We start from the raw sequence: 19,805 nt of genomic DNA, 5'->3' as shown, positions 1-19,805 counted from the left end.
GGCATCAACCGCGCTTGAGCAGGCTCAGAACGAAAGTGACCACGGCCATGATCACGAATACGAAGAACAGAATCTTCGCGATACCCACGGCACCGGCAGCAATACCGCCGAAGCCAAAAAGTGCGGCGATCAGGGCGATCACCAGGAAAACCACTGCGTAATGCAACATATCCATCTCCTCTTGCACCAGATGTTCCGGCGGGTTGGTGGGGTGGCGCCGCTTTGTCAGCGCCTGGATTGAATGTAGTTTTCGCGGCGTGCGCACGCTGCCGGTGCCCGGCGCGCAGCCATGTAGGACGCGGCCGATCTGAAATGCAATGGCCCAAGATGCCGGGCGCTACCGCGTGTGAAGGGGAGGGCGGCTCTGCCGAAGAGCCGCAGTGCGGCCAGGTCAGTGAACGTGCGGCAGCACGGCGGAAACGAGCGTGCCTTCACTGGGATCTGACGTGACCGTCAGCCGGCCGCCCGCTGCTTCCACCCGGTGCCGCATGCCCATCAGTCCATGGGCGGAAGAGTTGACCTTCTCGGTGTCGAAGCCGCTGCCGTTGTCGCGAATCTGCACCGCCACGTGCGTTGGGTAGTTGTGGACGGCGACCAGCACCTTGGCGGCGTTGGCGTATTTGCCGATGTTGGTGAGCGATTCCTGCACCATGCGGTAGATGGTCAACTGAACGGATTCCGGCAGATCGACGGCTTCGAGATTCAGGTCGACCTGAATATTGCTGCGCTCCGCGAACTCCCGGCCCAGGATTTCCAGCGATGCCGTCAGTCCCAGATTGAACAGCGACGAAGGACGCAGGTCTTCGATGATGCGGCGCTTCAGGGCAATGCCGCTGTTCAGCGTTTCGGTCAGGTGCTTGAGGCGCTCCGCAATTTCAGGGGCCTGGGAATCGACCTTGGACTTCAGCCGCGCGACATCGAGCTTGGCAGCGGTGAGCAACGCACCCAGTTCGTCGTGCAACTCACGCGCCAAGTGTCCTCGCTCGTCTTCTCGCACCTGTTGCAGGTGGTTCGCCAGTTCGGTGAGCGAAGCCGTGCGCTCGCGCACCAGTTGCTCCAGGCGGTCCCGTTCCCGCTCGAGCGTCTCTTGTTCGCGCTGATTGAACGACTGCAGCGCGCTGGCCTGCCGCAGGTACATGTAGAACGCCAGCAGCCCGATCGCTGCCATGGTGGCGATGCCGATGCGCGACAACATGAGAGAGTGCAGGATCTCTTGCGTGCTGTGGTTCGTTCTGTCGGTGCTGCGCTCGGTCAGTTTGCCCGACAGGGACCGAATGGCATCCATGTTCTCTTTGCCGACATCGGTGGACAGCACGAACTTCCAGGCGTCGTCGTTGTCCTGGCGCCGCAGCCGCAGGCTCAGGTCGAGCTCGGACATCTTGCGGGAAATCTGCCGCGACAGCTGCGTGAAGTCTTCCTGATCTTCGGCGGAAGATCCTAGAAAGATGGCACGCAGCTCATCCAGGTTGCTGTTGATCGTGGAGGCCGCCTTTTCATAAGGCTCCAGATAGCGCTCATCACCCGTCAGCAAATAACCTCGAAGGCCGGTTTCCGCGTCGAGCATGTTCTGCATCATGCGGTCGAGTGCGGCACGCGTCGCGTAGGTGCGAGACAGGGCGCTGACTGCGTCGTGCGAGCGGTCGTAACCGGCCTCGTTGATGCCAACCAACGCCGATGCAGCCAGCAGTGCCAGGGGCAAGCTGACAGCCATCTTGCGAAAATTGGACCAGCGCATAGGTTTCTCCGAAAGACAAGCGGGTGATTTCTGGATAATGTCACCAGCCAGCGGTGTTCCGCTGCACGCACGCCCGCAACGGGTGAATTGGCTACCAGAACGATAACGGGCAGCTAGGCTGCCCCTTGAAAGAATGCTCAATGATCAAGATCGGCATTGTGGATGACCATGCGATTGTCCGCTCGGGATTGCGACAATTTTTGTCAGAACATGTAGACCTTCGGGTGGTAGGCGAGGCGTCCAATGGGCGCGAGGCCATCGATTTGGTGCGCGCACAGGAGATCGACGTGCTGCTCATGGATTTGTCGATGCCAGGGCAAAGCGGGCTCGACGCATTGGCCATGTTGCGCGCCAAGGCGCCTGACATGGGCATCCTGATCCTCAGCGGGTACCCGGAAGAGCACTACGCCATCAACCTGATTCGCCAGGGCGCCAGTGGTTATCTCAACAAGGAATGCGACCCCAAGGAAATCGTCGAAGCCATTCGCACCATTTCGTTGGGCCGCCGTTACCTGACCCCTGCCGTCGCCGATCTGCTCGCGCAGCAGCTCAACCGCAAGGACGATGCCCCGCCGCACGAACAGTTGTCGGAACGCGAGTTCCAGGTGTTCCTCAAGCTGGCCAAGGGTGAAACGGCTGGCGACATCGCCAAGTCGCTGTCGCTCAGCGTGAAAACGGTGAGCACCTACCGCACGCGGTTGATGGAAAAAATGGCGCTGTCGTCCAACAGCGACCTCACCTATTACGCGCTGAAAAACAAGCTGATCGATTAAAGCGGCGCTCAATGCAAAAGGCCACCGAATCCGGTGGCCTTTTTTGCGAGCGTGTTCGGCGCCGTCCCCCGCCATTTGCCACGCCAGTGGCTTCCTAACCTGTGGCGGACTTTGTAGTGGTCTGGCGGCGGGTGGTGCTGTGCTCCACGCAGTACTCCACCAGTGCGTCGATTTCATTGGACTTGTCGAATACGGCGTCAACACCAAGCTGCGCGCACCGCATGCGGACGTCAGGCGTCGCATAGTTGCTGAGCACCACCATTTTCTGGCCGGCAGTCCGGTTGCGGCAGGCAGCTAAAACACCCAGGCCACTTCCCTGGCGCAGGAACAGATCGACGATGGCCAAGTCCCACTGGCCTGAATTGTTGGCAAGCCACTCTTTGCCTTCATCTTCGGTTTCCGCAATGCCTACGGCCTCCACCTCTGCCAGTTCCTCTAGCGTGCCGATCAGGTTTTCGCGGATGGTGGCGTTGTCTTCAACAATATAGGTACGCAGTTTCACTGTGGGGTCCAGTCCGGATCACGGCGGCAGAAGGGGGAGGTGATCACAGCTTCACTTTATGGGGAACCAGTGTGTCATTCTGCCAGTAGCAACATGCTGAGCCGGTAGGATTCTTCCTACGGTCTGGCATGGCGGCACACGGAGCAATGCTCCTGGCGTGGGATTTTCAAAGCAGTCCACTCCATGGAACGCCCATCGAGCATCAGCAACCGTCCTGCGAGCGATTCACCGCATCCGACGATGAGCTTCAATGCTTCCGCTGCCTGCATGGAACCCATGATTCCCACCATCGGGGCAAAGACGCCCAGTGTCGAGCATTGGGTTTCTTCGAACGCCGCATCGGGTGGGAAGATGCAGGCATAGCAGGGTGCCTGTGCGTTGCGAGGGTCCACCACGGTGATCTGCCCATCGAACCGAATGGCTGCTCCGATGACCAACGGAATGCGGTGGTTCACACACGCCGCATTCACGGCTTGGCGAGTTGCATAGTTGTCGCTGCAGTCCAGCACGACGGTGGCTTGGGGCACCCGTTCGTTCAGCCATTGCGAATCGGCGCGGGCCTGTACCGCCTCGATTCGGACTTCCGGATTGAGCGCTTTCAACGCCTGTGCGGCGGAGCGCACTTTCGACTCGCCCACGCGCGCGCTGGTGTGGGCGATCTGGCGCTGAAGATTGGTCAGGTCCACCGCATCGTCGTCCACCAGGGTGATGCGGCCCACGCCCGCTGAGGCCAGGAACAAGGCGGCTGGTGAGCCCAACCCGCCGGCACCGATCACGAGCACATGGGCGTTGAGGATGCGTTCCTGCCCCTCGATCCCGATGTCGTCGAGCATGATGTGGCGGGAATAGCGGAGTAGCTGATCGTCGGTCATCGGCAGCGAAAGAGATGAGCCCTGGGCCATGAAAAAGGCCGGGCGCCCGTAAGGAGCCCGGCCATCGGTGAGCGGTGGAAGCCTTGGAAAACCTCAGTTTTCCTTCTTCTCTTCCTTGCGTTCCGTCTGCGTCTTGCTGACCAGTACGGCCTGGCCCTTCAACTGGTTGAGCGCCTGTGCCAACTGGAAGTCTTTGTCCGAGCCGAACTCGGGCATCTTGCGGTCGGCGACCGGCTTCTTGGCTTCTTCCTCAAGGCGCTTGCGTGCTTCTTCGCGGGCTTTTTCGCGGGCTTCGTCCTTCTTCTCTTCGCCCTGGCCGCTGGTCAGATGCTTTTCCAGATCGGCTTCTCGCATGCGCAAGGATGCATAGACATCGCCCTCGGCGCTTTCGTCCACCATGACGTCGGGCACGATGCCCTTGGCCTGAATGGATTTGCCGCTCGGGGTGTAGTAGCGTGCCGTGGTCAGCTTGATGCCGGTGTCTGGGCCCAAAGGACGCACCGTCTGCACGGAGCCCTTTCCGAACGTCTGGCTTCCCATGATGGTGGCGCGCTTGTGGTCTTGCAGGGCGCCGGCCACGATTTCGCTGGCAGAGGCGGAGCCTTCGTTGACCAGCACCACCAGCGGAACGCTCTTGAGCGATGCGGGCAGCCGCTTGAGGGGATCTCCGTTGCCGCGGCGTTGGTAGAACTCCGGCGCCGCCTTGAACGTGGCCTTGCTTTCCGCGAGTTGTCCGTCGGTCGTCACCACGGTCACGTTCTCTGGGAGGAACGCTGCCGACACAGCCACCGCGGCATCGAGCAGTCCACCCGGATCGTTGCGCAGGTCGAGCACCAGCCCCTTCAGATTGGGTTCCTGGCGATAGACCTCTTCGATCTTGCGCACGAAGTCGTCCACCGTGCGTTCCTGGAACTGCGACAGGCGAATCCAGCCGTAGCCAGGCTCGATGACCTTGCCCTTGACGGACTGCGTCTTGATTTCTTCGCGCGTGATCGTCACCGGAAAGGTCCGGCTTTCGTCCTTGCGGAAGATGGTCAACGTCACCTGGGTGCTCGGCTCGCCGCGCATGCGCTTGACGGCGTCGTTCAGCGCGAGGCCCTTGACGGCGGTGTCGTCGATCTTGGTGATGAGGTCGTTCGTCTTCAGGCCCGCACGGAAGGCAGGAGAGCCCTCGATGGGCGAGACGACCTTGATCAGTCCGTCTTCCTGCGTGATCTCGATCCCGACTCCGACGAAGCGGCCGGAGGTTCCTTCGCGGAATTCCTTGAACGACTTCTTGTCGAAATACTGGGAATGCGGGTCCAGGCTGGACACCATGCCCGAGATCGCGTCGGTGATGAGCTTTTTGTCATCGACCGGCTCAACGTAGTCGGTCTTGACCAGTCCGAAGACGGCAGACAACTGCTGGATTTCCTCAAGCGGCAGCGGCGTCATCGCTCCGCGCGCCACCGTCTGCAGAGAGACGGTGGTCAGTGCCCCGGCAACGACGCCGATCGACACCCAACCTGCGATTTTCAGTTTGTGGCCCATTAAAAACACCTTTGCCGCTTCAATATACACCTTGGAAAGATTGCCCCCATTGCAGTTCCGCGATGGAAGCGACTTTTGCGTGGCACGGACCGCCTTTACATGCGCTTTACGCCTTGCCTTGGGACGCCACCGCAGCCGCTGCCTTGGCGGCCGCTTCGGCATCGCCCAGGTAGTAATGCCGCAGGGGCTTCAGGTCGGCATCGAGCTCATAGACCAGCGGAATGCCATTCGGAATGTTCAGGCCGACGATGTCGTCGTTCGAAATTCCGTCGAGGTATTTGACCAGTGCGCGGATGGAGTTGCCGTGCGCGGCCACGACGATGCGCTTGCCCGACCGGATCGCTGGCGCCATGGATTCGTTCCAGAACGGCAGCACGCGCTCCACTGTGTCCTTGAGGCACTCCGTGAGTGGAATCTGTTCGGGCGCAAGGCTGGCGTAGCGGATATCGCCGCGTTCGCTGCGGGGGTCGGTGGCTTCCAGGGCCGGCGGTGGGGTGTCGTAGCTGCGTCGCCACACCAGCACCTGTGCATCGCCATATTGCTTGGCCATGTCCGCCTTGTTCAGCCCCTGCAGCGCGCCGTAGTGGCGCTCGTTGAGGCGCCAGCTGTGCTGTACCGGCAGCCAGGTGCGGTCCATTTCGTCGAGCGCATGCCACAGCGTGCGCGTGGCGCGTTTGAGCACGCTGGTGTAGGCCAGGTCGAATTCATAGCCTTCCGCCTTCAAAAGGCGGCCTGCGTTCTTGGCCTGCTCCACGCCGGTCGGCGTGAGGTCGACGTCGGTCCAGCCGGTGAAGCGGTTCTCAAGATTCCAGGTGGATTCGCCGTGGCGGATGAGGACGAGTTGGTGCATGGTTTCCCTAGAGCAGGCGGGTCAAAATCCAGCATTCTAAAATCGTGCGGTTTGCCAACCCTAGGACTGACGTGAAATTCATCATCGACAATTGGTATCTGGTCTTCATCGCGCTGGCCTCCGGCGGCATGCTCTTGGTGCCGCTCCTGAAGGATGCGACGGGCGGATCGTTGACGGCGGCGCGCGCCGTGCAACTCATCAACCGTGAAAAAGGCGTCGTCATCGACGTGTGCGAGCCCGAGGAATTTGCGGCCGGCCATGTCGGCGGCGCGAAGAACATTCCCCTGGGCCAGCTGAAAGAGCGCCTGCCGCAGGTGGTCAAGAACAAGGCCCTGCCGCTCGTGCTGGTGTGCGCCAAGGGCCCGCGGGCCCAGCGCGCCGTCGGCATCGCCAAAAAGCTCGGCTACGACAATGCGCAAGCCCTGGCGGGTGGCCTGAAGGCATGGAAAGACGCCAGCATGCCGGTTGAAAAGGCCTGATTGGCCGCAATGTGCGATGTATCGCTAATTTTTTGAGCAGAAAGGCCGTCCCATGCAAGCCGTGAAGATGTACACCACCGCCGTCTGTCCCTATTGCATTCGGGCCAAGCAGATTCTCAAGTCGAAAGGCGTCGAGCAGATCGAGGAAATCCGCGTGGATCTCGATCCCGTGGCCCGCACGCACATGATGGAAACCACCGGGCGCCGCACGGTGCCCCAGATCTTCATCGGCGAAACGCACGTCGGCGGGCACGATGACCTGGTCGCGCTCGACGGCCGTGGCGGCTTGATGCCGCTGCTGGGCGGTACGGCGGCCGATGCCTGAGAGGCGGCTTTCCAGCCGCTGCGCCGCTGCATAATGCAGCCCCAAGTGCCCGCTGCGGGAGCGTTTCCCCAGCGGGCTTTGTTTTGTCGAATAGTGTTCTGACTGAAAGACCGACACCATGGCTACCGAAGAAAATCCCGTGTTCCAGATCCAGCGCGTGTATCTGAAGGACTTGTCCCTGGAGCAGCCCAATTCGCCCGCCATCCTGCTCGAGCAAGAGCAGCCCAGCGTGGACATCCAACTGGGTGTGGAAGCCACGCCCGTGGCCGACGGTATCTTCGAAGTGGCCGTGACCGCCACGGTGCAGACCAAGATCAAGGACAAGACCGTGTTCCTGGTCGAAGCCAAGCAAGCCGGCATCTTCGAAATCCGCAACATTCCTGAAGACCAGATGGGCCCGATCATGGGCATCGCCTGCCCGCAGATCGTGTATCCCTACCTGCGCGGCAACGTGGCCGACATGATCACGCGCGCCGGTTTCCCCCCGGTGCACCTGGCCGAAATCAACTTCCAGGCCATGTACGAGCAGCAGCAAGCCCAGGTGGCCTCGGCCGCACCGTCGCCCATCATCACGCAGTAATCAGCTGCGCATTGCGCAGGGAGGCCCGCTCGGCCTTTCGTGCGCAAGCCCAGGCACGCACGCACGAATGAACATTGTTGTTTTGGGGGCTGGTGCCTGGGGAACCGCCATGGCCATCAGCGCCGCGGCACACCCGGCAGCGCATGCCGTGACGCTGTGGGCGCGCGATGCCCATCAGATCGCCGGCATGCAGGCGGCCCGGCAGAACGCTCGGTACCTCCCGGACATCGAATTCCCTTCTTCCCTGGCGCTGAGCGCGGGTGACCCGTTGGCGCTCGCATTGGGCGCGGACCTGGCCATCGTCGCAACGCCCATGTCCGCCTTGCGGGGCATGCTCCACACGCTGAGCGCCCTCGATGTGCCGGTCGCCTGGCTGTGCAAGGGCTTCGAGGCCGCGCCACCCGGCGGCAGCGCCGTCGGTTTGATGGGGCATGAAGTCTGCGCGCAGGCCGCGCCGCGCCTGCGCAGCGGCGTTTTGAGCGGCCCCAGCTTCGCCCAGGAGGCCGCGCGCGGCCAGCCCACGGCCCTGGTGGCGGCGAGTCCCCATGCGGCGGTGCGCGACTTGCTGGTGGACGCATTCCATGGCCCCACGCTGCGCGTGTATGCCAATGACGACATCGTCGGTGTGGAGGTGGGAGGTGCCGTGAAGAACGTGCTGGCCATCGCCACGGGGCTGTGCGACGGGCTCGATCTGGGCCTGAATGCCCGAGCCGCCCTCATCACGCGCGGCCTGGCCGAGATGACCCGGCTGGGGCTCGCACTGGGCGCAAGAGCCGATACGTTCATGGGGTTGTCCGGCCTGGGCGATCTGGTCTTGACCGCCACCGGAGACTTGTCACGCAACCGGCGCGTGGGCCAGGCGCTGGCGCAAGGGCTGACGCTCGCGCAGGCCGTGGATTCACTGGGCCATGTGGCGGAGGGCGTGTACAGCGCCAGAACGGTGCTGGCGCGGGCACGCCACCTGCAGGTGGACATGCCGATCACCGAAGCGGTGGTCGCGTTGCTCGACGGCCGAAGAACGCCGCACGATGCGTTGACGATGCTCATGGGCAGAGGCCCGGTGGCTGAGCTCTCGCGGCCTTGAGTCAGGCCCCTAAAGCTCAGTCACCGGGCCTCTTGAGCCCACAACATACCGGGGTGCTCAGAGCACGCCGAACAGCATCAGCAGCAGAACGAGGGACAGTGGGACGCCGAGGAGCCAGAGGATGACGGGCATGGAATTTCTCCTGAAAAGTGGTTGATCGATGAATCAACCTTAAGGGCCCACCCTGGCCCTTGCGGTGCGGCGTGGGCACCTGCCAGCGTAGTCCCGAGCCTACCGGCCATGCAGGAGAGCGCAAGGCGCCAGACGGCTCCCTTGCACTGGGCGATGGCTCGGAAAACTCGGTCCAGCAGCCCGGGTTTCAAAACTCCAGGTTGTCGATCAGCCGGGTGCTGCCCAGCCGTGCGGCGCCGAGCGCCACCCATGTGCCGCCACGCAGTGAGCCGTCGCCCGATGGCGGCTGCAGATCGCTGCGGCGGCGCACGGTGAGGTAGTCCGGCTGCCAGCCTTGGCTGCGCAGCGCCTCAATGGCCTGCTGCTCCAGTGCGCCCAGGCCGCCTTGGCCGGGTTGGACCGCCAAGGCGGCGTCCGCCAGCGCTTGGAGCGCCTGCGCCAGCTGCCGGGCGCGCGAGCGCTCTTGCGTACCGAGATAGCCGTTGCGCGAACTGAGCGCCAGGCCGTCCTCGGCGCGGCGGGTTTCGCCAGCCACCACGTCGATCGGCAGGGCGAACTGCCGCACCATCTGCCGGATCACCATGAGCTGCTGGTAGTCCTTCTTGCCGAACACGGCCGTGCCGCCGCTCGCGCCGAGCACGCAGGCGAAGAGCTTCATCACCACCGTGCAGACGCCGACGAAGAACCCGGGGCGAAAGTGCCCTTCCAGGATGTCGGCCAGCGCCGGATCGGGGTGCACCTTGAAGGTCTGCGGCTCGGGGTACAGATCGGCCTCGCGCGGGGCGAACAGCACGTCGCAGCCGGCCTCGCGCAGTTGGGCGCAGTCGGCCTCCCACGTGCGGGGATAGCTGTCGAAGTCTTCGTGGGGCAGGAACTGCAGGCGGTTCACGAAGATGCTGGCCACCGTCACGTCGCCCAGTGGCCGGGCCTGTTCCACCAGCGAAATATGGCCGGCGTGCAGGTTGCCCATGGTGGGCACGAAGGCGGGGCGGCCCCGGCCTGCCAGAGCCTGCCGCAGGTCGGCCAGCGTGTGTGCGATGAGCATGGTGTTCCGATCAGAAGAGGGCAGCCGCCGGGCCGCCATGAAGCCGCAGGGCCGGCCGTTGAGGAAGGAAGCGGGATGAGAGCGGGATGAGCGCGGGATTAGCGCGGGATGAGCGCGGGGAGAGCGCGCCCTACCAGGCGTGCAGCGCGTCGTCGGGAAAGCGCCCGGCCTTGACGGCCTGCACATAGGCCTGCATCGCGCCTCGCACGCTGCCGGCTTCCTGCATGAAGTCGTGCACGAAGCGCGGCATTTTGGCCAGGTGGATGCCCAGCATGTCGTGCAGCACCAGCACCTGGCCGGCAGTGCCGCTGCCCGCCCCGATGCCGATGGTGTGGCAGTGGGCCAGCTCGGCCGTGAGTTCGCGCGCCAGGGCTGCCGGCACCATCTCCAGCACCAGCATGGCGGCACCTGCGTTCTGCAGCTCGGACGCCTGCTGGCGCAGCGCGCGCGCGGCCAGGTCGCCCTTGCCCTGCACGCGGTAGCCGCCCAGGGCATGCACCGTCTGCGGCGTGAGGCCCAGGTGGGCGCACACGGGCACGCCGCGCTGCACCAGGAACTCCACCGTGGGCGCCGTCCAGCCACCGCCTTCCAGCTTGACCATGTGCGCGCCGGCCTGCATGAGCGTGCAGGCGCTGCGCAGCGCCTGTTCGCGGCTTTCTGCGTAGGTGCCGAAGGGCAGGTCGGCGATGAGCCACGCCGTGCCCTGCACGCGGTGCAGGCCGCGCGCCACGCTGGCCGTGTGGTAGGCCATGGTGTCCAGCGACACGCCCACGGTGCTGGGCAGGCCCTGGCAGACCATGCCCAGCGAATCGCCGACCAGGATGCACTCCACGCCCGCGGCGTCCGCCATGGCGGCGAAGGTGGCGTCGTAGGCCGTGAGCATGGTGATCTTCTCGCCGGCCTCGCGCATCTGCTGCAGGCGCGGCAGGCTCACGGGGCGGCGCTCGGGCAGGGGAGAGGCGGGCGGCAGCGTGCCGTAGGGCGTCGCGGTGGACGCCGCAGCGGAGGCGGTGGCAGGGGTGGCAGTGGTCATGTGGATGTGGCAGAGCCGGGCCGAAAGTGCGGCGAGTCTATGCGATGCCGCTATGCTTGCCGCCCATGACGAAATCCCCCCTTTCCCTGGACGGCGGCATCGCCGCGCTGGCCCAGGACGACGTTGCCCGCGCGCTGCGCGAAGACGTGGGTGCCGGCGACCTCACCGCCGGCCTGATCGACCCTGTGCGCCGCGTGCGCGCCCGCGTGCTGGCCCGCGAAAGCGCGGTGATCTGCGGCGGCCCGTGGGTGGAGGCCGCCGTTCTCGCGCTGGACCCTGCCGCGCGCACCGTGTGGCACGTGCAGGAGGGCGAGCGCTGCGCACCCGATCAGGTCGTGGTGGAGGTGGAGGGCAGCGCCCGCGCGCTGCTGAGCGCCGAGCGCACCGCGCTGAATTTTCTGCAACTGCTGTCGGCCGTGGCCACCAAGACCGCGACCTATGTGGATGCCGTGCGCGGCACGCGGGCGCAGATCGTCGATACGCGCAAGACCCTGCCCGGCCTGCGCCTGGCGCAGAAATACGCCGTGCGCACGGGCGGCGGCACCAACCACCGCATCGGTCTGCACGACGCGGTGCTCATCAAGGAAAACCACATCGCCGCCGCCGGTGGCGTGACGGCCGTGCTGCGTGCCGCGCAGGCCGTGGCCGCGCAGGCGGCTTTCGTGGAGATCGAGGTCGAGACGCTGGAGCAGTTGCAGGAGGCCCTGCAGGCCGGCGCGAAGATGCTGCTGCTGGACAACATGCCGCTTGCGATGCTGCACGAGGCCGTGCGCCTGAATGCCGGCCGCGCCATCCTGGAGATCTCCGGCGGTGTGACGCTCGAAGGCCTGCGCGCGCTGGCCGAAACCGGCGTGGACCGCATCTCCATCGGCACGCTGACCAAGGACGTGAAAGCCATCGATTTCTCGATGCGCATGCAGGACATCGCCTGACCCGGCCAGCTCCCTGCACCCCTGAAGCCCATCGAACCGGGCTGCCGCGCGCTCTGCCGCTGCAGCCGAAAGAAGCCACTGCCCCATGACCCCCATCGCCCTCAAGGAAGTGGAATACGAGCAGCCCGAAGAAGGCGCCGCCTGCTCCACCAAGTTCGCCTGGGCCCGCGTGCCCGCCGAGCCCTCGCCCACCGAGCGCGCCGCGCTCAAGGACCGCATCCGGCGCCTGCTGCGCGACAAGAACGCCGTCATGGTGTCGCACTACTACGTGCACCCGGACCTGCAGGACCTGGCCGAGGAAACCGGCGGGCTGGTCAGCGATTCGCTGGAGATGGCGCGCTTCGGCCGCGACCATGCCGCGCAGACGCTGGTGGTCTCGGGCGTGCGCTTCATGGGCGAGACGGCCAAGATCCTCTCGCCCGAAAAGACCGTGCTCATGCCCGATCTGGACGCCACCTGCTCGCTCGACCTGGGCTGCCCCATCGATGCGTTCAGCGCCTTCTGCGACGCGCATCCGGACCGCACGGTGGTCGTGTACGCCAACACCAGCGCGGCCGTGAAGGCACGGGCCGACTGGCTCGTCACCTCCAGCTGCGCGCTGGAGATCGTGGGCGCCCTCAAGGCGGCGGGCCACAAGATCCTGTGGGCGCCCGACCGCCATCTGGGCGCCTACATCCAGCAGCAGACCGGCGCCGACATGCTGTTCTGGAACGGCGCCTGCATCGTGCACGACGAATTCAAGGCCGAGGAACTGCAGGCGCTGAAGGCGGCCCACCCGCAGGCGAAGGTGCTCGTGCACCCCGAGAGCCCCGCCGACGTGGTGGCCCTGGCCGATGCGGTGGGCTCGACCTCCGCCATCCTGAAGGCCGCGCGCGAGATGGATGCGCGCGAATTCATCGTGGCGACCGACAACGGCATGATGCACAAGCTGCGCACGCTCAATCCGGCCAAGACCTTCCATGAAGCGCCCACCGCCGGCAACAGCGCCACCTGCAAGAGCTGCGCGCACTGCCCCTGGATGGCCATGAACGGACTGGCCGACGTGGCCCGCGTGCTGGAGACCGGCGCCAACGCCATTCACGTGGACCCGGCGCTCATCCCGCGCGCGCGCCAGCCCATCGACCGGATGCTGGCCTTCACGGCGGCGCTGAAGGGTGGGCAGCCGGTCGGCGCGCTCGTGCCGAACATCGGTGCGGCATGAGGCGCCTGGATGGCTTTTATCGTGATGCTATTGTTTTGATAGCTGTTGCCGCATGATTCTCTAGGGCGCTGGCCTGTTTTGACGTGAATTTCAGGATCGACTTCTCCGACCCGCGCGATCGCAGCGGCCCGCGCCTGCGCCATGCGTTCGGCACGCCGCGCCGCGTGCTGGCCGCCAGGGCCCCGCACGAAGTGCGCGCGGTGCTGGACGCGGTCGAAGCCGCAGCGCGCGAGGGGGGCTGGTGCCTCGGCTATCTGCGCTACGAAGCGGCCGGCGCGTTCGATGCGGCGCTGCGCACGCATCCGGCCGACGGTCCGCTGGCGTGGTTCGCCGTGTTCGATCAGCCGCTTCCCTGGCCCGATGCGCCCGCCGACGAAGCGGGCGCGACCGCTGGCATGCCGGCCGCGCCCACCATCGACTGGCACACCCGCCCGCAGCGCGTGGCTTTCGATGCCGCCGTGGCCGCCATCCACCAGTCGATTGCCGCGGGCGAGTATTACCAGGTGAACTACACCGCGCCCATCCGGGGCAGCCTGGCGCAGGGCGACGGGCCTTCGGCGGCGCTGCCGCTGTTCGCTGCCTTGCAGCGCGCCCAGCCCGGTGGCTATGCCGCGTGCATCGACAGCGGCGCCGAACAGGTGCTGTCGGTGTCCCCCGAGCTGTTCTTCGACTGGCGGGGAGGCAGCCTGCTGGCGCGGCCCATGAAAGGCACCGCCCCGCGCGGCGCCACGACCGATGCCGACGCCGCGCAAGCCGCCGCGCTGCGTGCCTCGCCCAAGGAGCGCGCCGAGAACGTGATGATCGTGGACCTGCTGCGCAACGACCTCTCGCGCATCGCCGAGCCGCACAGCGTGCGCGTTCCCGCGCTCTTTCACACCGAAGCGCTGCCGGCCGTGTGGCAGATGACCTCCGACGTCGAGGCCCGCACGCGCGCGGGCACCACGCTGGCCGACGTGTTCGCCGCGCTGTTCCCCTGCGGCTCCATCACCGGCGCGCCCAAGGTGCGCGCCATGCAGGCCATCCACGCGCTGGAGCCCGAAGCGCGCGGCGTTTACTGCGGCGCCGTGGGCATCGTGCGGCCGGACGGCCAGGGCGCCGTGGCCGCCACCTTCAACGTGCCGATCCGCACCGTGGTGCTGCACGGCCGCGATGCGCGCTGCGGCATCGGCAGCGGCATCACCAGTGGCGCGCAAGCGGCGGCGGAATGGCGGGAGTGGCAGCACAAGAGCGCCTTCCTGCAGCGCGCCAGCGCCCCGTTCGACCTGCTGGAAACCCTGGCGCTGGAGGATGGCGTGCTGCGCCACCGCGCGGACCATGTGGCGCGGCTGGCCACCTCGGCCGCGCACTTCGGCCATGCGTTCGACACAGCGCGCGTGCAGGACTGCCTGAACGCGCTGGCCCAGGCCCACCCCGGCGGCCTGTGGCGCGCCCGCCTGCTGCTGGACGCTGCGGGCACACCGCGTGCCCAGGCGTGGGCCATGGCACCCACCGCCACCCCGGTGCGCCTGCAACTGGCCACGCGGCCGATGGAAGGCGCACACGGCGAATTCGTGCGCCACAAGACCACGCGCCGGGCGCACTACGACGCCTTCACGCCAGAGGACGAGGGCGTGTTCGACACCTTGCTGTGGAACGAGTCCGGCGAGATCACCGAATGCACGCGCGGCTGCATCGCGGCGCTGCGGGCCGACGGCCAGTGGGTGACGCCGCCGCTGTCGTGCGGCCTGCTGCCCGGCGTGGGCCGGGCGGTGGCGCTGCGCGAAGGCCGAATGACCGAGGCCGTGCTGCGCGTGCAAGACGTGCCGAAGGTGCGGGCCTGGGCCTTCGTGAACAGCCTGCGGGGCTGGCTGGACGCCGCGCTGCAGGCCTGAGCCGGTGGGGGCGGGAACCCCGGTTCTGGCTTTTGCTACTTATTTCGTAGCAATATGCCCTAGTGTTTATTGCGCTGGAGCCCTGTAGGGCTCAAAGCCGCTCTTTCACGTACGAGCCGCGGTCCATGTCCACGATCTCCACGCTGAGCTGCACCATCACGCCGTCCGGCCGGGGCGTGAGCCGGCGCAGCACGTCCACGACGCGGGCGCCGAGGTCTTGCTTGGCCTCGTGCGAGCGGCCGGAGAGCAGCCGCAGCTGGGCGTGCACGAACGCGCGGTCGGCGGGGGCCGTGCCGATCTCGAAGCGGTCGGCGCGCAGGAAGCGGGATTTCAGGTCCGCCTCGTTCTGGATCTCGGGGCTTGCGGTGAGGGACCGGTTCAGTTCCGCCAGCATTTGCGCTTCGGGCAGACCGTTCAGGTTCTGGCTGTATTCGATGACGAGGTGGGGCATGGCGGATCTCCTGCAGGGGTGGGATGGAACGAAAGGAAGAAAAGGTTTGCGAGAGGGTCGGCGCCGGCTCAGCGCGCCGGGCCGGGCGCGGCCAGGTCCAGCACGCAGCCATCGCCCAGCGCCTCGCGCCACACGCGCACGCGGCTCGCGGGCGGCTGCATGCCCGCCAGCGCCTGGGCGATGAATTGGCAGAGGTTTTCCAGCGTGGGGGTGCCGAGGCCGGGCACTTCATCGAGCCAGTGGTGGTCGAGCTGCTCGCGCACGGTGGCCAGGCGCTCGCGCAGATGCCCCAGGTCGATGACCATGCCGGTGTCGGGATCGCGCGGGCCGGTGACGGCCACCTCGGCGTGGTAGGTGTGGCCGTGGATGCGGCGGCTGCCTTGCGCCTCGATCTCGCGCTGCAGGGTGTGCGCGGCATCGAAGAAAAAGCGCTGGTGGACGGTGAACTGCATGGTCGGCAAGTGGCGAAGCGGGGCGAAAGGAAACGGCGAAAAAACGAGATGGGCAGGGGCTCAGCGGATGCCGGTGAGCTTGTGCGTCTGCAGGCTCAGGCGCCAGGCGGGGCGCTCCAGGCAAGCGTCGATGCAGCGGCCGGTGTTGGCGGCCTGGTCGGGCCCGTCCATGGGTTGCAGAAAGCGGTGCGTGAACTGGGTCTGGGCCTCCAGCGCCACCAGGTCGAAGCCGGGCTGCGGCCACACCAGCTTGAGTTCCTGGCCGCTTCGCTGCACCCACGGCGCGCCGGCCTTGGGGCTGATGCACAGCCAGTCGATGCCGGGCGGCGCGGCGACGGTGCCGTTGCTCTCCACGGCGATGCGAAAGCGCCGCGCATGCAGGGCCTCGATGAAGGCCGGGTCCACCTGCAGCAGCGGTTCGCCGCCTGTGAGCACGACCAGGCGGTGCGCGGCATCGTGCGCCGGCCACTGCGCGGCGATCACGTCGGCCAGCGCGTCTGCGGTGGCGAACTTGCCGCCCAGCGTGCCGTCGGTGCCCACGAAGTCGGTGTCGCAGAAGCGGCAGACGGCGGTGGCGCGGTCTTCCTCGCGCCCGCTCCAGAGGTTGCATCCGGCGAAGCGGCAGAACACGGCGGGCGTGCCGGCCTGGCCGCCTTCGCCCTGCAGGGTGTAGAAGATTTCCTTGACGCTGTAGGTCATGCCAGGGCCTTCACTGGAGACGGTGCGGCCGGGGCGGCCGGGGGCGCCAGTTCGGCCAGCGCCTGCAGGAGCCGGTCCACGTCGGCCTCGGTGTGCGCGGCCGACAGGGCGATGCGCAGGCGCGCCGTGCCTTCGGGCACGGTGGGCGGGCGGATGGCGGGCACCCACAGGCCGCGCTGGCGCAGGCCCTCCATGGCGGCGAGGGCCTCGTCGTTGGCGCCGATCACCACGGCCTGCACGGCGGTGCGCGACTCGCCCAGCTGCCAGTGCGTGCCCTGCAGCAGCGGCGCGAGGCCTTCGCGCAGGCGCAGCACGAGGCGCGCCAGGTGCTCGCGGCGCGAATCTTCCGCCTCGATGAGTGCCAGGCTGGCCTGCAGCGCCCGCGCCAGCAACGCCGGCGCAGCGGTGGCGAAGATGTAGCTGCGCGTCTTTTGCAGCAGCCATTCGATCAGCGCGCCGTCGCCCGCCACGAAGGCGCCGGCCACGCCCGCGGCCTTGCCCAGCGTGGCCATGTAGAGCACGCGCCGCGAGGCCTGCGCGCCGACCAGGCCCGCTTCGGCCAGCGCGCCGCGCCCCTGCGGGCCGAGCACGCCGAAGCCGTGCGCGTCGTCCAGCAGCAGCAGCGCATCGTGGCGCTCGCACAGCGCCAGCAGCGCGGGAATGTCGGCCACGTCGCCGTCCATGCTGAACACGGCATCGGTGATGACCAGCTTGCGGCGCGCGGGGCTGCCGGCCAGGGCGGCCTCCAGCGCGGCCAGATCGGCGTGGGGGTAGCGGTGAATGCGGGCGCGCGACAGGCGGGCGCCGTCGATCAGGCAGGCATGGTTGAGCGCATCGGAAAAAACCGCATCGCCTTCGCCCACCAGCGCGGGCACGATGCCGGCGTTGGTGGCGTAGCCCGCGTAGAAGTACAGCGCGCGCGGCAGGCCCACGAAGCGGGCGAGATCGGCCTCCAGCGCCGCGTTGGCCGCGCTGTGGCCGCTCACCAGCGGCGAGCCGCCCGATCCCACGCCGAACTCGCGCGCGCCTGCGCAGGCGGCGTCGGCGAGTGCCGGGTGGCTGGCCAGGCCCAGGTAGTCGTTGCTGCAAAAGGCCAGCATGGGCGCGCCATCGACCAGCAGGTGCGCGCCGCCGGCGGGCACCACCGCGCGGCGCTGGCGGCGCAGGTGGGCGGCGTCGAGCGCGGCGATGCGCGCCGGGAATTCGTCGATCCAGGAGGCTTCGGAGCGGGGAGTCATCGGGTCGTCCATTCGGCGGGAAGGTCGAAGGGCAGTGCGCGGGCATCCGGCACGGCCTGGTGGGGAATATCTGCCAGCAGCGGTGCGCCCAGCCGCTGTGCGAGCCAATCGAGGTTTTCCTGCGGCGCCAGCATGTGCGGGTCGATCCGGTTGGCGATCCAGCCGGCCAGCGTCAGCCCGCGGGCGCGCACGGCGTCGGCGGTGAGCGCCGCGTGGTTCAGGCAGCCCAGACGCAGGCCCACCACCAGCACCACGGGCAGGCCCAGCGCCTGCGCCAGGTCGGCGCCGGTCTCGGTGTCCGACAGCGGCACGTGAAAGCCGCCCGCGCCCTCGACGACGACCGCATCGGCCAGCGCCGCCAGCGCCTCGTAGCTGCGCACGATGTGGGCGATGTCGATGCGCGTGCCGGCGCGCACGGCGGCGATGTGGGGCGACAGCGGGTCGGGCAGCAGCACGGGGTTGTCCAGCCCGGGCGGCACCGCGAGGGTGGAGGCGGCACGCAGGGCCAGGGCGTCTTCGTTGGCGAGCACGCCGTGGTGCCATTCGGCGCCTGCGGCGATGGGCTTCATGCCCACGACGCGCGCGTGGTGGCGCGCCAGGGCGTGCAGCAGGCCGGCCGAGGCCAGCGTCTTGCCCACGCCGGTGTCGGTGCCGGTGACGAAGCAGGCGAATGTCGGGGTCGGGCTCATGGGGCGGTTTCCTCGGCCAGCGTGGCCTGCAGTGTGGCGAAGGCGGCCTCGCCCAGGTGCTGCACGGCCTCGTCGTCCAGCACGTAGGGCGGCATGGCGTACAGCGTTTTGCCGATGGGGCGCAGCACCAGTCCGCGCGCCATGGCGTGGCGGTGGTAGCGGCGGGAAAAATCGGGCAGCGACGTCTCCACGTCCCACGCCCACACCATGCCGAGCCGGCGCGCATGGCGCACGCGCGGGTGCTGCGTGATGGGCGTGCAGGCGGTGTCGATGCGCGCGGCCAGCGCGGCATTGGCCGCGAGCGGATTGAGCTGGTCGAACAGCTCCAGCGTGGCCAGCGCCGCGCGGCAGGCGAGCGGGTTGCCGGTGTAGGAGTGCGAATGCAGAAAGCCGCGCGCCACGTCGTCGTCGTAGAACGCGGCGTACACGGCGTCGGTGGTGAGCACGGCCGACAGCGGCAGCGTGCCGCCCGTGAGGCCCTTGGACAGGCAGATGAAATCGGGCCGGATGCCGGCCTGCTGGTGCGCGAACATCGTGCCGGTGCGGCCGAAGCCGGTGGCGATCTCGTCCACCACCAGATGCACGCCGTAGCGGTCGCACAGCGCGCGGGCCTGGCGCAGGTATTCGGCATCGTGCATGGCCATGCCGGCAGCGCACTGCACCAGGGGCTCGACGATCAGCGCGGCGGTGCTCTCGTGGTGGTCGGCCAGCCAGTCTTCCAGCGCACGGGCGGCGCGCCGGGCCACCTCCAGCGCGCTCTCGCCGGGCTGCGCGCCGCGCGCATCGGGGCTGGGCACGGTGGCCGCCAGGCGCACCAGCGGGGCATAGGCCTCGCGGAACAGGGCGATGTCGGTCACGGCCAGCGCGCCCACGGTTTCGCCGTGGTAGCCGCCGGCCAGGCCCACGAAGCGGCTTTTTTCCGGCCGCCCGGCATTGCGCCAGGAGTGCGCGCTCATCTTGAGGGCGATCTCCGTCGCGGCCGCGCCGTCGCTGCCGTAGAAAGCGTGGCCCAGCCCGGTGAGCGTGCCCAGCCGCTCGGACAGTTCCACCACCGGCGCGTGCGTGAAGCCCGCCAGCATCACGTGGTCCAGCCGCGCGAGCTGGTCGGCCAGCGCGGCCTGGATGTGCGGGTGGCTGTGGCCGAACAGGTTCACCCACCACGAGCTGATGCCGTCCAGGTAGCGCCGCCCGTCGGCGCCGTGCAGCCACGGGCCGCGGGCGCTGGCGATGGCCACGGGCGGATCGGCCTCATGGCGCTTCATTTGCGTGCAGGGGTGCCAGACGCTGGCCAGGCTGCGGGTGACGAGGTTGTCTTGGTTCATCTTGTGCGAA

At 67.4% G+C, this 19,805-nt stretch carries 22 protein-coding genes; 8 read left to right on the top strand and 14 right to left on the bottom strand.

Features of this window, described 5'->3' with window-relative positions:
* Positions 1-4 precede the first annotated feature (4 nt).
* Both AVHM3334_RS06130 and AVHM3334_RS06125 read right to left on the bottom strand, forming a co-directional pair.
* The gene (locus tag AVHM3334_RS06130) at positions 5-169 is read right to left on the bottom strand and encodes a DUF1328 domain-containing protein (protein ID WP_011796896.1); all 165 of its coding nucleotides are present in this window, start codon (positions 167-169) and stop codon (positions 5-7) included.
* 222 nt (positions 170-391) lie between these two features.
* Positions 392-1,735 carry a sensor histidine kinase gene (locus AVHM3334_RS06125; protein WP_284410563.1) on the bottom strand — a complete coding sequence of 448 codons (1,344 nt, stop codon included), beginning with the start codon at positions 1,733-1,735 and terminating at the stop codon, positions 392-394.
* A 140-nt stretch (positions 1,736-1,875) separates the two neighbouring features.
* Between AVHM3334_RS06125 and AVHM3334_RS06120 the strand changes: the two genes are divergently transcribed.
* Positions 1,876-2,508 (top strand): response regulator, encoded by a 633-nt coding sequence (locus AVHM3334_RS06120; RefSeq protein ID WP_092741509.1) that lies wholly within the window; start codon positions 1,876-1,878, stop codon positions 2,506-2,508.
* A 94-nt stretch (positions 2,509-2,602) separates the two neighbouring features.
* On the opposite strand, the gene AVHM3334_RS06115 is transcribed toward AVHM3334_RS06120, so the two are convergent.
* The 4 genes from AVHM3334_RS06115 to gpmA all read right to left on the bottom strand — a co-directional run bounded on the left by AVHM3334_RS06115 (position 2,603) and on the right by gpmA (position 6,262).
* A complete protein-coding gene (locus AVHM3334_RS06115) occupies positions 2,603-3,010 on the bottom strand; it encodes a response regulator (RefSeq protein ID WP_284410560.1) in 408 nt (135 codons plus the stop codon).
* Positions 3,011-3,126: 116 nt separating this feature from the next.
* Positions 3,127-3,882: a HesA/MoeB/ThiF family protein gene (locus AVHM3334_RS06110; RefSeq protein WP_284410720.1), complete on the bottom strand. Its 756-nt coding sequence runs from the start codon at positions 3,880-3,882 to the stop codon at positions 3,127-3,129.
* 93 nt (positions 3,883-3,975) lie between these two features.
* Positions 3,976-5,412, bottom strand: coding sequence for a S41 family peptidase (locus AVHM3334_RS06105; protein WP_284410558.1), 1,437 nt, complete (start codon positions 5,410-5,412; stop codon positions 3,976-3,978).
* Positions 5,413-5,518: 106 nt separating this feature from the next.
* Positions 5,519-6,262: a 2,3-diphosphoglycerate-dependent phosphoglycerate mutase gene (gene gpmA, locus AVHM3334_RS06100; protein WP_284410556.1), complete on the bottom strand. Its 744-nt coding sequence runs from the start codon at positions 6,260-6,262 to the stop codon at positions 5,519-5,521.
* A 71-nt stretch (positions 6,263-6,333) separates the two neighbouring features.
* Here gpmA and AVHM3334_RS06095 point away from each other — a divergent pair, with 71 nt between their 5' ends.
* The 4 genes from AVHM3334_RS06095 (at position 6,334) to AVHM3334_RS06080 (ending at position 8,730) form a co-directional block, all read left to right on the top strand.
* Positions 6,334-6,741, top strand: a complete 408-nt coding sequence (locus AVHM3334_RS06095) for a rhodanese-like domain-containing protein (protein ID WP_284410555.1) — start codon at positions 6,334-6,336, stop codon at positions 6,739-6,741.
* A gap of 52 nt (positions 6,742-6,793) precedes the next feature.
* Entirely contained in the window at positions 6,794-7,066 is a 273-nt protein-coding gene (grxC, locus tag AVHM3334_RS06090; protein ID WP_284410552.1) for a glutaredoxin 3, read from the top strand.
* Positions 7,067-7,184: 118 nt separating this feature from the next.
* Complete coding sequence (secB, locus tag AVHM3334_RS06085; RefSeq protein ID WP_284410550.1) at positions 7,185-7,646, top strand: protein-export chaperone SecB; 462 nt, start codon at positions 7,185-7,187, stop codon at positions 7,644-7,646.
* Between the two features lie 67 nt (positions 7,647-7,713).
* On the top strand, positions 7,714-8,730 hold the full coding sequence (locus tag AVHM3334_RS06080; RefSeq protein ID WP_284410548.1) for an NAD(P)H-dependent glycerol-3-phosphate dehydrogenase: 1,017 nt from the start codon (positions 7,714-7,716) through the stop codon (positions 8,728-8,730).
* Positions 8,731-9,049: 319 nt separating this feature from the next.
* On the opposite strand, the gene panC is transcribed toward AVHM3334_RS06080, so the two are convergent.
* On the bottom strand, positions 9,050-9,907 hold the full coding sequence (gene panC / locus AVHM3334_RS06075) for a pantoate--beta-alanine ligase (RefSeq protein ID WP_284410546.1): 858 nt from the start codon (positions 9,905-9,907) through the stop codon (positions 9,050-9,052).
* A gap of 130 nt (positions 9,908-10,037) precedes the next feature.
* Positions 10,038-10,940 (bottom strand): 3-methyl-2-oxobutanoate hydroxymethyltransferase, encoded by a 903-nt coding sequence (gene panB, locus AVHM3334_RS06070; RefSeq protein ID WP_284410544.1) that lies wholly within the window; start codon positions 10,938-10,940, stop codon positions 10,038-10,040.
* 65 nt (positions 10,941-11,005) lie between these two features.
* Here panB and nadC point away from each other — a divergent pair, with 65 nt between their 5' ends.
* The 3 genes from nadC (at position 11,006) to pabB (ending at position 14,944) form a co-directional block, all read left to right on the top strand.
* On the top strand, positions 11,006-11,872 hold the full coding sequence (gene nadC, locus AVHM3334_RS06065) for a carboxylating nicotinate-nucleotide diphosphorylase (protein ID WP_284410543.1): 867 nt from the start codon (positions 11,006-11,008) through the stop codon (positions 11,870-11,872).
* Between the two features lie 85 nt (positions 11,873-11,957).
* Positions 11,958-13,073 (top strand): quinolinate synthase NadA, encoded by a 1,116-nt coding sequence (gene nadA, locus AVHM3334_RS06060; protein ID WP_284410541.1) that lies wholly within the window; start codon positions 11,958-11,960, stop codon positions 13,071-13,073.
* Between the two features lie 83 nt (positions 13,074-13,156).
* Entirely contained in the window at positions 13,157-14,944 is a 1,788-nt protein-coding gene (gene pabB, locus AVHM3334_RS06055) for an aminodeoxychorismate synthase component I (protein WP_284410539.1), read from the top strand.
* A gap of 91 nt (positions 14,945-15,035) precedes the next feature.
* On the opposite strand, the gene AVHM3334_RS06050 is transcribed toward pabB, so the two are convergent.
* From AVHM3334_RS06050 to bioA, 6 genes are all read right to left on the bottom strand, one after another.
* Positions 15,036-15,395 (bottom strand): 5-carboxymethyl-2-hydroxymuconate Delta-isomerase, encoded by a 360-nt coding sequence (locus AVHM3334_RS06050; RefSeq protein ID WP_284410537.1) that lies wholly within the window; start codon positions 15,393-15,395, stop codon positions 15,036-15,038.
* 68 nt (positions 15,396-15,463) lie between these two features.
* The gene (locus AVHM3334_RS06045) at positions 15,464-15,847 is read right to left on the bottom strand and encodes a 6-carboxytetrahydropterin synthase (protein WP_284410534.1); all 384 of its coding nucleotides are present in this window, start codon (positions 15,845-15,847) and stop codon (positions 15,464-15,466) included.
* A gap of 60 nt (positions 15,848-15,907) precedes the next feature.
* Positions 15,908-16,546, bottom strand: a complete 639-nt coding sequence (gene queE / locus AVHM3334_RS06040; protein WP_284410532.1) for a 7-carboxy-7-deazaguanine synthase — start codon at positions 16,544-16,546, stop codon at positions 15,908-15,910.
* Positions 16,543-17,784 carry an 8-amino-7-oxononanoate synthase gene (gene bioF, locus AVHM3334_RS06035; protein ID WP_284410530.1) on the bottom strand — a complete coding sequence of 414 codons (1,242 nt, stop codon included), beginning with the start codon at positions 17,782-17,784 and terminating at the stop codon, positions 16,543-16,545. The genes queE and bioF overlap by 4 nt, the downstream gene beginning before the upstream one ends.
* Positions 17,781-18,473, bottom strand: coding sequence for a dethiobiotin synthase (gene bioD, locus AVHM3334_RS06030; protein ID WP_284410528.1), 693 nt, complete (start codon positions 18,471-18,473; stop codon positions 17,781-17,783). Before bioD ends, bioF begins: the two co-directional genes overlap by 4 nt.
* On the bottom strand, positions 18,470-19,795 hold the full coding sequence (gene bioA / locus AVHM3334_RS06025; RefSeq protein ID WP_284410526.1) for an adenosylmethionine--8-amino-7-oxononanoate transaminase: 1,326 nt from the start codon (positions 19,793-19,795) through the stop codon (positions 18,470-18,472). Before bioA ends, bioD begins: the two co-directional genes overlap by 4 nt.
* Positions 19,796-19,805: the final 10 nt, after the last annotated feature.

The organism is Acidovorax sp. SUPP3334 (assembly GCF_030159055.1).
Classification (GTDB): Bacteria; Pseudomonadota; Gammaproteobacteria; order Burkholderiales; family Burkholderiaceae_C; genus Paracidovorax.
The sequence above is the reverse complement of the archived record's forward strand: the minus strand, read 5'-3'. Positions and strand labels throughout refer to the sequence as shown.

Bases quoted from the DNA above. Each gene is read 5' to 3' on its own strand.
- AVHM3334_RS06130 (WP_011796896.1), bottom strand. From the start codon at position 169: ATGTTGCATTACGCAGTGGTTTTCCTGGTGATCGCCCTGATCGCCGCA.
- AVHM3334_RS06045 (WP_284410534.1), bottom strand. From the start codon at position 15,847: ATGCAGTTCACCGTCCACCAGCGCTTTTTCTTCGATGCCGCGCACACC.
- bioA (WP_284410526.1), bottom strand. From the start codon at position 19,795: ATGAACCAAGACAACCTCGTCACCCGCAGCCTGGCCAGCGTCTGGCAC.
- grxC (WP_284410552.1), top strand. From the start codon at position 6,794: ATGCAAGCCGTGAAGATGTACACCACCGCCGTCTGTCCCTATTGCATT.
- bioF (WP_284410530.1), bottom strand. From the start codon at position 17,784: ATGACTCCCCGCTCCGAAGCCTCCTGGATCGACGAATTCCCGGCGCGC.
- AVHM3334_RS06080 (WP_284410548.1), top strand. From the start codon at position 7,714: ATGAACATTGTTGTTTTGGGGGCTGGTGCCTGGGGAACCGCCATGGCC.
- panC (WP_284410546.1), bottom strand. From the start codon at position 9,907: ATGCTCATCGCACACACGCTGGCCGACCTGCGGCAGGCTCTGGCAGGC.
- AVHM3334_RS06110 (WP_284410720.1), bottom strand. From the start codon at position 3,882: ATGACCGACGATCAGCTACTCCGCTATTCCCGCCACATCATGCTCGAC.
- AVHM3334_RS06125 (WP_284410563.1), bottom strand. From the start codon at position 1,735: ATGCGCTGGTCCAATTTTCGCAAGATGGCTGTCAGCTTGCCCCTGGCA.
- panB (WP_284410544.1), bottom strand. From the start codon at position 10,940: ATGACCACTGCCACCCCTGCCACCGCCTCCGCTGCGGCGTCCACCGCG.
- gpmA (WP_284410556.1), bottom strand. From the start codon at position 6,262: ATGCACCAACTCGTCCTCATCCGCCACGGCGAATCCACCTGGAATCTT.
- secB (WP_284410550.1), top strand. From the start codon at position 7,185: ATGGCTACCGAAGAAAATCCCGTGTTCCAGATCCAGCGCGTGTATCTG.
- nadC (WP_284410543.1), top strand. From the start codon at position 11,006: ATGACGAAATCCCCCCTTTCCCTGGACGGCGGCATCGCCGCGCTGGCC.
- AVHM3334_RS06120 (WP_092741509.1), top strand. From the start codon at position 1,876: ATGATCAAGATCGGCATTGTGGATGACCATGCGATTGTCCGCTCGGGA.
- bioD (WP_284410528.1), bottom strand. From the start codon at position 18,473: ATGAGCCCGACCCCGACATTCGCCTGCTTCGTCACCGGCACCGACACC.
- AVHM3334_RS06050 (WP_284410537.1), bottom strand. From the start codon at position 15,395: ATGCCCCACCTCGTCATCGAATACAGCCAGAACCTGAACGGTCTGCCC.
- nadA (WP_284410541.1), top strand. From the start codon at position 11,958: ATGACCCCCATCGCCCTCAAGGAAGTGGAATACGAGCAGCCCGAAGAA.
- queE (WP_284410532.1), bottom strand. From the start codon at position 16,546: ATGACCTACAGCGTCAAGGAAATCTTCTACACCCTGCAGGGCGAAGGC.
- AVHM3334_RS06105 (WP_284410558.1), bottom strand. From the start codon at position 5,412: ATGGGCCACAAACTGAAAATCGCAGGTTGGGTGTCGATCGGCGTCGTT.